Raw genomic sequence first — 11523 nt, 5'->3', positions numbered from 1 at the left:
TAGCAAGCTGGAAACTCAATTACAGCCCTTCGAGCAGATCGGACATGTCGTCCGCGTGCTCTTCTTCCTGGGCCAGAATGTCCTCGAACAGGCGGCGAGTGGTTGGGTCTTTATCGCCGATGTACTGGATGATTTCGCGGTAGCTATCGATGGCGATACGCTCCGCCACCAAGTCTTCCAGCACCATTTCCTTCAGCGTGCTGCCTTCGACGTACTGGGCATGGGAATTCTTGCTCAGGTTGTCCGGATTGAAGTCCGGCTCGCCACCAAGTTGCACGATGCGCTCGGCCAGTTTGTCGGCATGCTCGGCTTCTTGAGTGGCATGCTCGAGGAACTCGCTCGCCGCAACACTGGCTTTGATGCCGCTAGCCATGAAGTAGTGGCGCTTGTAGCGCAGGACACATACCAATTCGGTAGCCAGCGACTCATTCAGCAAGCGCAGGACTTCCTGACGGTCGGCGTCGTAACCCTCAGTCACTGCACCTTGTTCGACGTGCTCGCGAGCACGTTTGCGCAAGGTTTGTACATCGGTCAGTTCAACATTGCTCATGATGCTCTCCAATCAGCTGAAAACGGATGGTCTGGATAGGCGTAAGGCTCAGGCGCCGTTGGCGGCCTTGCGGTCTTCTTCTCGTTGTTTGCAGGTTTTGAAGCCCTTGGCATCGACGTGGCCGGTGGCATCGAAGCGCACGTAGTACGGCTGTTGGTGGCCGTCACGGTTAAGAATGTAGTCGTTGCAGGTGCCACCGTTTGGCAGGTCGATGACATTCGACGGGCTGCCGCCAATGGCGATAACTTTCTGCATGGTCATACCGTTCTCCACCTGCTTGACCAGCGGCTCGTTTCGGTAAGTCACGTAGTCCACAGGGTTTTCCGGGCGGTTGCTGCACGCTGCCAGCGTGGCGCTGGCCAGAAGTATAGCCAGGGTCTGTTTGTACATAGGTCCCGCTCCTTGCTAAGGGTCTGTTTGGTTTGGAACCTCGCGGCGCGCCGGGAGTTCGATTGCGATGGTCATTCAAGCTTCTGTAGTGTTGGCGAGATCGTCTAGGCAGAGGGGCCATGCAATGGCGCAGGATCTGGCAACGCGGTACCCACTGGTGTTGGTGCCAGGCATGCTCGGTTTCGTCCGCGTGCTGCTTTACCCCTACTGGTTCGGCATCGTCCGGGCGCTGCGCAACGGGGGCGCCCAGGTATTTGCCGTGCAGGTTTCGCCATTGCACTCCAGCGAGGTGCGCGGTGAACAACTGCTGGCAATCATCGAGGACATCTGCCGGCGCACCGGAGCGGCCAAGGTCAACCTCATCGGCCACAGCCAAGGGGCGCTGAGTGCACGTTACGCCGCTGCCCGCCGCCCTGACCGAGTGGCTTCGGTCACTTCCGTGGCTGGCCCTAACCATGGCTCGGAGCTGGCTGACCACCTGGAGCGCACAGCCCCCGGAGATTCGCCCCAAGGCCGCGTTCTCAAGGCCATCTTGCATGGCTTGGCGATTATGCTGGTATGGCTGGAAACGGGCTGGCGCCGTCAGCCACTGCCAATAGACGTGCACGCTTCCCATCAATCGCTGACCAGCGCCGGCGTGGCGCTGTTCAATCAGGCCTATCCTCAAGGGCTGCCCGAAACGTGGGGCGGGGAGGGCGCCTACGAAGTCAACGGCGTGCGCTACTACTCCTGGTCCGGCACCTTGCAGCCCGGCCTGACTGACAAAGGCCGCAACCGGTTTGACGGCAGCAACCGTTTCTGCCGCCTGTTCGCACGCAGTTTCGTCAAGGAAAAAGGCCATTGCGACGGCATGGTCGGGCGTTTCAGCTCGCACCTGGGGCAGGTGATTGGCGATGACTTTCCCCTCGACCACCTGGATATCGTCAACCATTCGCTGGGCGCCGTTGGTAAGGGCGCCGAACCACTAAGGTTGTTCACTGAGCACGCGGCGCGGCTCAAGGCTGCCGGGCTTTAGTGGCCGCCTGGCCTGAAGCCTGCGCGGATGCGTGTAAAAATTCTTGTCTACACTCAGGCCCATGTCCGTGCATCGGGCGCGGAGACAAGGAGACCTCTCCATGAAATTGCTGCACATGCCACTGCTGGCGTTGGCGCTTCTGTTCAGCGCGCAAGGCTTTGCCGCCAACACGGCGCAACAGGAAAAAATGAAAACGTGCAACGCCGACGCCACCGCCAAATCACTCAAGGGTGATGAGCGCAAAGCGTTCATGAGCACCTGCCTGAAAAAAGACATGCCTCAGACCCAGCAGCAGAAGATGAAAACCTGCAATGCCGACGCTACCAGTCAAGCGTTGAAGGGGGATGCGCGCAAAGCGTTCATGAGCGACTGCTTAAAGAAGAAGTGACCTGCGCCTATGCCTATGTCGTGAAGGCTGGCAGACTGCGGGCATTCCCGCCGTCTGCCTTCGAGGCTGTATGACTTTCACCCCCCGTCAGATCACCCTGGCAAGCCTGGTCATCGTCATGGCCGGGCTGCTATTGGCCTTGCCCCTGAAATTACTGCCCAGCCTGCTGGCCGGGCTGCTGGTGTTCGAGTTGGTCAACATGCTCACCCCACGGCTGCAGCCGCTGATCGCCGGGCAGCGTGCGCGCTGGCTGGCGGTGGCGCTGCTCGGCACATTGGTGGTCAGTGCACTGACCCTGTTGATCGCCGGCGCCTTCAGTTTTCTGTTGCACGAAGCCGAGAACCCTGGCGCATCGCTGGACAAGTTCATGGTGCTGGTCGAGCGCGCCCGCAGCCAGTTACCACCGTTCATCGAGGCCTACCTGCCGGCCAGTGCGGCGGAGTTCAAGGTGGCCATCGGCGACTGGATCAAGAGCCACCTGAGCGACCTGCAACTGGTGGGCAAGGGCATGGCGCACATGTTCGTGACGCTTTTGATCGGCATGATCCTGGGGGCAATCATCGCCTTGCAGCGCATCCCTGACATCTCACGGCGCAAGCCTCTGGCCGCGGCGTTGTTCGAGCGTTTGAGCCTGCTGGTGCAGGCATTTCGCAACATTGTCTTCGCGCAGATCAAGATTTCGCTGCTCAACACCACCTTCACCGGCATCTTCCTCGCCGTGGTGCTGCCATTGTTCGGCGTACACTTGCCGCTGACCAAGACGCTGATCGTGCTGACCTTCCTGCTGGGGTTGCTGCCGGTAATCGGCAACCTGATGTCCAACACCCTGATCACCATCGTCGGCATGTCGCTGTCGATCTGGGTGGCGGCTGCTGCGCTGGGTTATCTGATCGTGATCCACAAGGTCGAATACTTCCTCAACGCCAAGATCGTCGGTGGCCAGATCAGGGCCAAGGCATGGGAACTGCTGCTGGCGATGCTGGTGTTCGAGGCAGCGTTCGGCTTACCTGGTGTGGTAGCGGGCCCGGTGTATTACGCGTACCTGAAAAGTGAGTTGAGGCGGGCCGAGCTGGTTTGATCGAAGGCTGGGGCCGCTTGGCGGCCCCCCTTGCAATCAGGCCGCTCCGTAGCGCTTGCGTGCCTCGATCGCCAGGCCGCTACCGATACTGCCGAAGATGTTGCCTTCCACGTGCTGCGCATTGGGCAGCATGGCTGCCACGCTGTTGCGCAAGGCTGGGATCCCGCTTGAGCCGCCTGTGAAGAATACTGTGTCGACCTGGCTGGCATTCACCCCGGCCTTGGCCAGCAACTCGGTCACGCTGCCGCGCACGCGTTCTAGCAGCCCCTCGATGGCCTCCTCGAACAGCGCTCGGGTCAGGTCCACACCCAGTTCGCGTTCCACGCGGCTGAGGTCGATGCGGCGGCTGAGCTGTTCGGTCAGCTCGATCTTGCTGGTTTCCACCTCCATTGCCAGCCAGTGCCCAGCTCGCTCTTCGATCAGCTTGAACAGGCGATCGATGCCCAAGGTGTCCTCGATGTCATAACGCATGCTGCCCAGTGCCAGCTGCGATTTCTGCGAGTACAGGGCATTGATGGTGTGCCAGGTGGCCAGGTTCAGGTGGTAGCTGGTGGGCATCAGGGCGCCGCTTTTCATCCGGCTGCCGTAGCCGAACAGCGGCATTACGCCCTGCAGGCTCAACTGCTTGTCGAAGTCGGTGCCGCCAATGTGCACACCACCGGTGGCGAGAATATCGCTCTGACGCTCGGCCACCAGGTGCCGTTCGGGTGACAGGCGGATGAGGGTAAAGTCGGACGTACCGCCGCCGATATCGACAATCAGCACCAGCTCTTCACGGCTGATGCCGGACTCGTAGTCGAACGCTGCGGCAATCGGTTCGTACTGGAACGATACGTCCTTGAAGCCGATCTTGCGGGCGACCTCTGCCAGGGTGTCTTCGGCCTCCTGGTCGGCAGCCGGGTCTTCGTCGACGAAGAATACCGGGCGGCCCAGTACCACTTGGTCGAATTCACGACCGGCGGCGGCTTCGGCGCGCTTTTTCAGTTCGCCGATGAACATGCCCAGCAGGTCCTTGAACGGCAGCGCGCTGCCCAGCACGCTGGTGTCATGCTTGATGAGCTTGGAGCCCAGCAGGCTTTTGAGCGAGCGCATCAGGCGGCCTTCGTAGCCCTCCAGGTACTCGTGCAGCGCCAGGCGGCCATACACGGGGCGACGTTCCTCGATATTGAAGAACACCACCGATGGCAGGGTGATCTTGCCATCTTCCAGGGCGATCAGCGTTTCGACGCCTGGGCGGTGCCAGCCGACCGTGGAGTTGGAGGTGCCAAAGTCGATACCCAGCGCGCGGGCCGGCGATACGTCAGACATGGGAAAAAGCTTCCGGAGGCAAAACGGCCGCGCAGTTTATGCCAGTTGGCTACAGAATCAAGACCGATCGTCTGCCTTGAAGCAACCCCAAGCGAACCTTGAAAGGCTATGCTTGACCCCTATCTACAGCTGCAATACGAAAATTCACATTGGTGATCCAACGATGGACTTCAAAGACTATTACAAGATACTCGGCGTAGAGCCCACGGCGGACGAGAAGGCGATCAAGGCCGCTTACCGCAAGCTGGCGCGCAAGTATCACCCTGACGTCAGCAAGGAGCGTGACGCCGAGGATAAATTCAAAGAGGCCAACGAGGCCTACGAGGTGTTGGGCGACGCGCAGAAACGCGCCGAATTCGATGAAATCCGCAAGTATGGCGGCCAGCATGGCCGGCCGTTCCAGGCGCCGCCTGGGTGGCAGAGCCGCGGTGGTGATGGCGGGCCTGGCGGGGGCTTCGAAAGCGGCGACTTCTCCGACTTCTTCAGTTCGATCTTCGGTGCTCGCGGCGGTAACCCGTTCGGTGGCGGCGGCCGGCAACAACAACGCAGTGCCGGCAGGCGAGGGCAGGACGTGGAATTGGAACTGGCGATCTTCCTGGAAGAAACCCTGAGCAAGGAATCCAAGCAGATCAGCTTCCAGGTTCCACAAACCAATGCGGCCGGCCAACGCACCGGGTTCACCACCAAGACCCTGAACGTGAAGATCCCGGCCGGGGTCACCGATGGCGAGCGTATTCGCCTCAAAGGCCAGGGGGCGCCGGGCGTTGGTGGCGGTGCCAATGGCGACCTGTTCCTGACCGTGCGCATGGCGCCGCACCCGCTGTTCGATGTCGAAGGCCACGACCTGATCATCACCGTGCCGCTGGCACCGTGGGAGGCAGCCTTGGGCACCAAGGTGGCCGTGCCGACCCTGACCGGCAAGATCAACCTGACCATTCGCCCCGACAGCCAGAGCGGCCAGCGCCTGCGCGTGCCGGGCATGGGCCTGGCCAACAAGAACGGTGAGCGTGGCAACCTTTACGCTCAGCTCAAAGTGGTGATGCCACCGGCTTCAGACCCTGCAACCCGTGAACTGTGGACCCAGCTTTCCGAGAAGGCTGCGTTCGACCCGAGGACACAATGGAGTAAGTGATCATGAGCAGCACCCTGATCGTTCAACTGGACATGCGTACCTTGTGTCAGGAAGCCGATATCACGGCTGACTACGTGATCGAAATCGTCGAGCACGGCATTGTCGAGCCCTCCGGGCAAACCCCGGAAGACTGGTTGTTCGACGATCAGGCGCCGCTGTTGGCCAGGCGTGCAGCGAAGCTGCATCGGGAGCTGGAACTGGAGTGGGAAGGCGTAGCGCTGGCGTTGGAGCTGCTGCAGGAAGTGCAGCAACTGCGTAGCGAGAACACAATGCTCAGGCAGCGGTTGGGGCGTTTCGTGCAGGGTTGACCTGTTAATTCTGCCAGTAGACGAGCCCCGGCCCGACTCCATATTTTGAACGCGTCGTGTTTAATCCTTCCAAGAGGGCTTTACAGATGAGCGTTCAAGTTGCTGGTACCCAGCAAGATTATCGAGCGGCTATCAATCGCAAAGGGATCGTTGTAGTCGAGGTCTTTCGCGAGGGTAGCTCGGCGAGCAGGGCGGTGACCGAGTATGTTGAAAAGTGGGCCGTCGAGGAGCAGAAAGTCGCATTTCTGCGAGTGCCGCTGGCGCTGGTGAAGGACGATCCCACAACATTCAACCACGTCGCCAGTGCACCCACTATTTGCTATTTCAAGGATGGCAAGTGTGTGCTTGAGGTATTAGGCAACTATTCCACCAGCAACTGGTTCAAGGACAAACTGCGCGACGTTGACGCCCAGGCTTAAGCATTCAGGTCGTAGGCTGGCTATCATCTTGGAGCATCAGCTGCATGAACGTCAGATCCAGCCAGCGGCCAAACTTCACCCCGACCTGAGGCATCTGCCCGGTCACCACGAAGCCCAGCCGCTCATGCATGCGCACCGAGGCAGCATTGCCGCTTTCGATGGCGGCAACCATCACATGCTTGCCACATGCCCGCGCCCGCTCGATCAGGGTGGCCATCAGCGCCGGGCCCAGGCCTTTCCCGCGTTGGTCACCACGGATGTACACCGAGTGTTCCACGGTCAGGCGAAACCCTTCGAACGGGCGCCAGTCGCCAAATGATGCGTACCCCAGCACCCCGGTCTGATCCACGGCCACCAGTATCGGGTAACCTTGCTGACCCCTTGCTTCGAACCACGCCTGTCGGTTGCCCAGGTCTACCGGGGTTTCGTTCCAGATCGCCGTGGTGTTGCGCACGGCATCGTTGTAGATGTCGAGGATGCCCGGCACATCGGTGAACAGGGCGTCGCGTATGTGGTAACTCATGGCAGCGTCTCGCAAAGTCGATGGCTGCAGATTAAATGGTTACCAGCCCGCGCACACCTTCGGCCTGCATGTTTTCACCTCGCCCGCGCTGGATGATCTCGCCGCGGGCCATGACCAGGTATTGGTCGGCCAGCGCTTCGGCGAAGTCGTAGAATTGCTCGACCAGCAGGATCGCCATATCGCCACGTTCTGCCAGGCGCCGGATCACCGCGCCGATTTCCTTGATCACCGAGGGTTGGATGCCTTCGGTCGGCTCATCGAGGATCAGCAAGCGGGGCCGGCTGGCCAGTGCCCGGCCGATGGCAAGTTGTTGCTGCTGGCCACCGGACAGGTCGCCCCCACGGCGTTGTTTCATCTGTTCCAGCACCGGGAACAGCTCATAGATGAACGCGGGCACTTCTCGCGCTGCACGGGCCGGGAAACGCGATAGGCCCATCAGCAGGTTTTCCTCGACCGTCAGGCGCGGGAAAATCTCGCGGCCCTGGGGCACATAGGCGATACCTGCGTGGACGCGTTGCTGAGGCTTGAGTGTGGTGATCGGTTTGCCTTCCCACTCGACGCTGCCCTCGCGGGCCGGCACCAAGCCCATCAGGCAGCGCAACAAAGTGGTCTTGCCCACGCCATTGCGCCCGAGCAAGCAGGTGACTTCACCGACCTTGGCTTCGAAGGACAGGCCGCGCAGGATGTGGCTGCCGCCGTAGTACTGGTGCAGGGTGTCGATTTTCAGCATGTGCAACTCCAGGGAAATCTGCTTTGCCTGTAGCGGCCCCTTCGCGGCCAAAGCCGCTCCCCCATGTTGCAGCTCATCTCAAGGCCTTGGGGAGCGGGTTCACCCGCGAAGGGGCCTGGTGTCTAACGGCCCAGGTACACCTCGACCACCCGCTCATCCGCCTGCACCTGCTCCAGCGAGCCCTGCGCAAGCACGCTGCCCTGGTGCAGCACGGTCACATGGTCGGCAATGCTGCCGACGAAGCCCATGTCGTGCTCCACCACCATCAGCGAATGCTTGCCGGCCAGGCCCTTGAACAGCTCGGCGGTGAATTCGGTTTCGGCATCGGTCATACCCGCCACTGGCTCGTCGAGCAGCAGTAGTTGCGGCTCCTGCACCAGCAGCATGCCGATCTCCAGGAACTGCTTCTGTCCGTGCGAGAGCAGGCCGGCTTGGCGCTGGGCCAAGGGCAGCAGGCGCAGTGTCGTCAGCACTTGCTCGATGCGTTGACGCTGTTCATCACAAAGGCGCGCGGTCAGGCTGGCCCATACCGATTTGTCGGTCTTCAAGGCCAGCTCGAGGTTCTCGAACACCGTCAATGCTTCGAACACCGTGGGCTTCTGGAATTTGCGGCCGATACCTGCCTGGGCGATCTGGTATTCACTCATGCGGGTCAAATCGAGGGTATCGCCAAAGAAGGCGCTGCCGGTGTCGGGCCGGGTCTTGCCGGTGATCACGTCCATCATCGTGGTCTTGCCGGCGCCGTTGGGGCCAATGATGCAGCGCAGCTCGCCCACACCGATGTACAGGTTCAGGGCATTGAGGGCTTTGAAACCGTCGAAGCTGACACTGATGTCCTCAAGGCTCAGCACCGTGCCATGACGGGTATCGAGCCCGGTCTTGCGGGTTTGGCCCAGGCCTATCGCCTCGCGGCCGCTGCCAAGTTGGTCGAAAACCGGTTCGAGCATGAATTCGGGGTGTACCGGGGGCACGCCTCTCATGGCTGGCTCCTTTTTTTCAGCAGGCCGACTACGCCTTTAGGCAGGTACAACGTGACCAGGATGAACAACGCCCCGAGAAAGAACAGCCAGAACTCTGGGAATGCCACGGTGAACCAGCTCTTCATGCCATTGACCAGGCCGGCGCCCAGCAGTGGGCCGATCAAGGTGCCACGCCCGCCCAGGGCTACCCATACGGCGGCCTCGATGGAGTTGGTCGGTGACATCTCGCTGGGGTTGATGATGCCCACCTGCGGCACGTACAACGCGCCTGCCAAGCCGCACAACACGGCGCTGAGCACCCACACCAGCAGTTTGAAACCGCGCGGGTCGTAGCCACAGAACATCAGGCGGTTTTCTGCATCGCGCACGGCGGTGAGCAGACGGCCGAACTTGCTTTGAGTCAGGCGCCAGCACAGGTACAGGCTGGCCAACAACAGGCCGACGGTGCACAGGAACAGCACCGCGCGAGTGCCTTGTGCGGCGATGTCGTAGCCAAGGATCGTTCGAAAGCTAGTGAAGCCGTTGTTGCCGCCAAAGCCTGTCTCATTGCGAAAGAACAACAGCATCCCGGCGAAGGTCAGGGCCTGGGTCATGATCGAGAAGTACACGCCCTTGATCCGCGAGCGGAAGGCGAACCAGCCGAACACCAGGGCCAGCAGGCCGGGCGCCAGCACCACCAGGCACAAGGCCCAGGCGAAATGCTCGGTGCCCACCCAGTACCAGGGCAGTTCGCTCCAGGACAGGAACGTCATGAACCCCGGCAGCCCATCACCGGCCGCCTGGCGCATCAAGTACATGCCCATGGCGTAGCCGCCGAGGGCGAAGAACAGGCCATGGCCCAGCGATAGTAGCCCGGCGTAACCCCATACCAAGTCCAGCGCCAGGGCGACGATGGCGTAGCACAGGATCTTGCCGACCAACGTCAGGATGTAGGCTGAAACGTGCAGTGGATGATCAGCCGGCAGCAGCGACAGCAACGCCAGGGCCACCAGCAGCGGCACGACGACCGCCCCAATGGCCAGTGACAAGCGTGGGCCAGCTTTTTGCGAAGCGGTGACAAGCAGTGGCTGGTTCATCAGTCGATTACCCGTCCCTTGAGGGCGAACAAGCCTTGCGGGCGCTTCTGAATGAACAGAATGATCAACGCAAGGATGAGGATCTTGCCGAGTACCGCACCGATCTGCGGTTCCAGCAGCTTGTTGGCGATACCCAAGCCAAATGCGGCCCAAAGGCTGCCGGCCAGTTGCCCGACGCCACCGAGTACCACGACCAGGAACGAGTCGATGATGTAGCTCTGGCCCAGGTCCGGGCCGACATTGCCCACCTGGCTCAGCGCCACACCACCCAGCCCGGCGATGCCAGAGCCCAGGCCGAAGGCGAGCATATCGACCCGGCCGGTGGAGACGCCGCAGCAGGCTGCCATGTTGCGGTTCTGGGTCACGGCGCGCACGTTCAGGCCCAGCCGTGTGCGGTTGAGCAGCAGCCAGGTAAGCAGCACCACTGCCAGGGCGAAGCCGATGATCACCAAGCGGTTGTAGGGCAGTACCAGGTTGGGCAGCAGCTGGACGCCGCCGGAGAGCCACGCTGGGTTGCTGACCTCGACGTTCTGCGCACCGAACAGCAGGCGAATGGCCTGGATCAGAATCAGGCTGATGCCCCAGGTTGCCAGCAGGGTCTCCAGTGGGCGGCCATACAGGTGGCGAATCACCGTGCGCTCCAGGGCCATGCCGACCCCGGCGCTGACCGCGAAGGCTACCGGCAAGGCGATCAATGGATAGAACTCGATGGCGCCAGGGGCATAGCGCTGCAGCAACACCTGGACCATGTAGGTGCTGTAGGCGCCCAGCATCAGCATCTCGCCATGGGCCATGTTGATCACCCCAAGCAAACCGAAGGTGATCGCCAGGCCCAGTGCTGCCAGTAGCAGGATCGAACCCAACGACAGGCCACTGAAGGCTTGGCCCAGCAGCTCGCCTATCAGCAGCTTGCGCTTGACTTGGGCCAGGCTGGTTTCGGCAGCGGTGCGCACCCCAGGGTCGCTTTCGGCATCCGCTTGCAGCAAGGCTTCGAGGCGGGTACGCGCCAACGGGTCGCCGGTCTCGCCAAGCAGGCGTACGGCAGCCAAGCGCACCGCTGGCTCACTGGCGCCCAGTTGCAGGTTGGCTAAAGCCAGGCCAAGGGCCGCATGCACCGCGGCATCCGGCTCACTGGCAAAGCGCCGGTCGAGGAAAGCCATCTGTGCCGGCTGCGCACTCTTTTGCAGCTGCTGAGCGGCGGCCAGCCGGGTGGCGCTGCTCTGGCCGAGCAGTTGGTGGCTGGCCAGCGCATTGTCGATCAGGCCGCGCAGGCGGTTGTTCAGGCGCACCTTGCGCGTGTCATCGGGCCCGATGCGGCCCTGGCGAAGGTTTTCCAGCAACGGCAAACGCGCTGCATCGGGTTGTGCCGCCCAGCTTTCCAGCAGCCGGGCCTGCTCGGCGGGCTTGGCGGACAGGAAAAATTCGCCCTCGCTGGCCTGAGTGGCCAAGGGTAATAGCAAGAGCAAAAGCACAGTGAACAGGAGTCTGAGCATGCGAGCAATCCTGGCTATCGACGGTGGATTCTTCGTGGGTGAACCCACGCCCACAGGTAAGAAGCAAGGGCTGAACCCTGAAACGTCCCTGTGGCAGCGGGCTTACCTGCGAATGGGCCGCTAGGCGGCCCCG

At 61.6% G+C, this 11523-nt stretch carries 15 protein-coding genes; 7 read left to right on the top strand and 8 right to left on the bottom strand.

Annotated elements, in window-relative coordinates:
- Positions 1-19: 19 nt before the first annotated feature.
- Both HU725_RS20295 and osmE read right to left on the bottom strand, forming a co-directional pair.
- On the bottom strand, positions 20-550 hold the full coding sequence (locus HU725_RS20295; protein ID WP_186476398.1) for a ferritin-like domain-containing protein: 531 nt from the start codon (positions 548-550) through the stop codon (positions 20-22).
- Between the two features lie 48 nt (positions 551-598).
- Positions 599-940 carry an osmotically-inducible lipoprotein OsmE gene (gene osmE, locus HU725_RS20290; protein ID WP_060477925.1) on the bottom strand — a complete coding sequence of 114 codons (342 nt, stop codon included), beginning with the start codon at positions 938-940 and terminating at the stop codon, positions 599-601.
- A 124-nt stretch (positions 941-1064) separates the two neighbouring features.
- On the opposite strand from osmE, the gene HU725_RS20285 reads away from it, so the two are divergent.
- The 3 genes from HU725_RS20285 to HU725_RS20275 all read left to right on the top strand — a co-directional run bounded on the left by HU725_RS20285 (position 1065) and on the right by HU725_RS20275 (position 3421).
- Positions 1065-1955 (top strand): esterase/lipase family protein, encoded by an 891-nt coding sequence (locus tag HU725_RS20285; protein ID WP_186476399.1) that lies wholly within the window; start codon positions 1065-1067, stop codon positions 1953-1955.
- 100 nt (positions 1956-2055) lie between these two features.
- On the top strand, positions 2056-2343 hold the full coding sequence (locus tag HU725_RS20280; protein ID WP_186476400.1) for a PsiF family protein: 288 nt from the start codon (positions 2056-2058) through the stop codon (positions 2341-2343).
- A 70-nt stretch (positions 2344-2413) separates the two neighbouring features.
- On the top strand, positions 2414-3421 hold the full coding sequence (locus tag HU725_RS20275; protein ID WP_060477922.1) for an AI-2E family transporter: 1008 nt from the start codon (positions 2414-2416) through the stop codon (positions 3419-3421).
- Between the two features lie 36 nt (positions 3422-3457).
- Here HU725_RS20275 and HU725_RS20270 read toward each other — a convergent pair whose 3' ends face one another.
- The gene (locus HU725_RS20270) at positions 3458-4729 is read right to left on the bottom strand and encodes an Hsp70 family protein (RefSeq protein ID WP_186476401.1); all 1272 of its coding nucleotides are present in this window, start codon (positions 4727-4729) and stop codon (positions 3458-3460) included.
- A gap of 163 nt (positions 4730-4892) precedes the next feature.
- On the opposite strand from HU725_RS20270, the gene cbpA reads away from it, so the two are divergent.
- The 3 genes from cbpA to HU725_RS20255 all read left to right on the top strand — a co-directional run bounded on the left by cbpA (position 4893) and on the right by HU725_RS20255 (position 6588).
- Positions 4893-5861, top strand: a complete 969-nt coding sequence (gene cbpA, locus HU725_RS20265) for a curved DNA-binding protein (protein WP_186476402.1) — start codon at positions 4893-4895, stop codon at positions 5859-5861.
- A gap of 2 nt (positions 5862-5863) precedes the next feature.
- Positions 5864-6169, top strand: coding sequence for a chaperone modulator CbpM (locus HU725_RS20260; protein ID WP_060477919.1), 306 nt, complete (start codon positions 5864-5866; stop codon positions 6167-6169).
- Between the two features lie 86 nt (positions 6170-6255).
- The gene (locus HU725_RS20255) at positions 6256-6588 is read left to right on the top strand and encodes a thioredoxin domain-containing protein (protein ID WP_060477918.1); all 333 of its coding nucleotides are present in this window, start codon (positions 6256-6258) and stop codon (positions 6586-6588) included.
- Between the two features lie 4 nt (positions 6589-6592).
- Here the strand turns inward: HU725_RS20255 and HU725_RS20250 are convergent, their stop codons facing one another.
- The 5 genes from HU725_RS20250 to urtB all read right to left on the bottom strand — a co-directional run bounded on the left by HU725_RS20250 (position 6593) and on the right by urtB (position 11390).
- Positions 6593-7111, bottom strand: coding sequence for a GNAT family N-acetyltransferase (locus HU725_RS20250; protein WP_186476403.1), 519 nt, complete (start codon positions 7109-7111; stop codon positions 6593-6595).
- 31 nt (positions 7112-7142) lie between these two features.
- Complete coding sequence (gene urtE, locus HU725_RS20245) at positions 7143-7841, bottom strand: urea ABC transporter ATP-binding subunit UrtE (protein WP_060477916.1); 699 nt, start codon at positions 7839-7841, stop codon at positions 7143-7145.
- 122 nt (positions 7842-7963) lie between these two features.
- Positions 7964-8821, bottom strand: a complete 858-nt coding sequence (gene urtD, locus HU725_RS20240) for an urea ABC transporter ATP-binding protein UrtD (protein WP_186476404.1) — start codon at positions 8819-8821, stop codon at positions 7964-7966.
- Positions 8818-9897, bottom strand: coding sequence for an urea ABC transporter permease subunit UrtC (gene urtC, locus HU725_RS20235; RefSeq protein ID WP_060477915.1), 1080 nt, complete (start codon positions 9895-9897; stop codon positions 8818-8820). Before urtC ends, urtD begins: the two co-directional genes overlap by 4 nt.
- A complete protein-coding gene (urtB, locus tag HU725_RS20230) occupies positions 9897-11390 on the bottom strand; it encodes an urea ABC transporter permease subunit UrtB (protein WP_186476405.1) in 1494 nt (497 codons plus the stop codon). Before urtB ends, urtC begins: the two co-directional genes overlap by 1 nt.
- Between urtB and HU725_RS22995 the strand changes: the two genes are divergently transcribed.
- Positions 11389-11514, top strand: a complete 126-nt coding sequence (locus tag HU725_RS22995; RefSeq protein ID WP_261744227.1) for a hypothetical protein — start codon at positions 11389-11391, stop codon at positions 11512-11514. The genes urtB and HU725_RS22995 overlap by 2 nt on opposite strands.
- Positions 11515-11523: the final 9 nt, after the last annotated feature.

The sequence above is a fragment of the Pseudomonas promysalinigenes genome, from assembly GCF_014269025.2.
Taxonomy (GTDB): domain Bacteria; phylum Pseudomonadota; class Gammaproteobacteria; order Pseudomonadales; family Pseudomonadaceae; genus Aquipseudomonas; species Aquipseudomonas promysalinigenes.
The sequence above is the reverse complement of the archived record's forward strand: the minus strand, read 5'-3'. Positions and strand labels throughout refer to the sequence as shown.

Excerpts from the sequence above, each read along its gene's own strand:
- HU725_RS20285 (WP_186476399.1), top strand. The coding sequence starts at position 1,065 with ATGGCGCAGGATCTGGCAACGCGGTACCCACTGGTGTTGGTGCCAGGC.
- HU725_RS20255 (WP_060477918.1), top strand. The coding sequence starts at position 6,256 with ATGAGCGTTCAAGTTGCTGGTACCCAGCAAGATTATCGAGCGGCTATC.
- HU725_RS22995 (WP_261744227.1), top strand. The coding sequence starts at position 11,389 with ATGCGAGCAATCCTGGCTATCGACGGTGGATTCTTCGTGGGTGAACCC.
- HU725_RS20275 (WP_060477922.1), top strand. The coding sequence starts at position 2,414 with ATGACTTTCACCCCCCGTCAGATCACCCTGGCAAGCCTGGTCATCGTC.
- HU725_RS20250 (WP_186476403.1), bottom strand. The coding sequence starts at position 7,111 with ATGAGTTACCACATACGCGACGCCCTGTTCACCGATGTGCCGGGCATC.
- HU725_RS20280 (WP_186476400.1), top strand. The coding sequence starts at position 2,056 with ATGAAATTGCTGCACATGCCACTGCTGGCGTTGGCGCTTCTGTTCAGC.
- HU725_RS20270 (WP_186476401.1), bottom strand. The coding sequence starts at position 4,729 with ATGTCTGACGTATCGCCGGCCCGCGCGCTGGGTATCGACTTTGGCACC.
- osmE (WP_060477925.1), bottom strand. The coding sequence starts at position 940 with ATGTACAAACAGACCCTGGCTATACTTCTGGCCAGCGCCACGCTGGCA.
- urtC (WP_060477915.1), bottom strand. The coding sequence starts at position 9,897 with ATGAACCAGCCACTGCTTGTCACCGCTTCGCAAAAAGCTGGCCCACGC.
- cbpA (WP_186476402.1), top strand. The coding sequence starts at position 4,893 with ATGGACTTCAAAGACTATTACAAGATACTCGGCGTAGAGCCCACGGCG.
- HU725_RS20260 (WP_060477919.1), top strand. The coding sequence starts at position 5,864 with ATGAGCAGCACCCTGATCGTTCAACTGGACATGCGTACCTTGTGTCAG.
- urtB (WP_186476405.1), bottom strand. The coding sequence starts at position 11,390 with ATGCTCAGACTCCTGTTCACTGTGCTTTTGCTCTTGCTATTACCCTTG.
- urtE (WP_060477916.1), bottom strand. The coding sequence starts at position 7,841 with ATGCTGAAAATCGACACCCTGCACCAGTACTACGGCGGCAGCCACATC.
- HU725_RS20295 (WP_186476398.1), bottom strand. The coding sequence starts at position 550 with ATGAGCAATGTTGAACTGACCGATGTACAAACCTTGCGCAAACGTGCT.
- urtD (WP_186476404.1), bottom strand. The coding sequence starts at position 8,821 with ATGAGAGGCGTGCCCCCGGTACACCCCGAATTCATGCTCGAACCGGTT.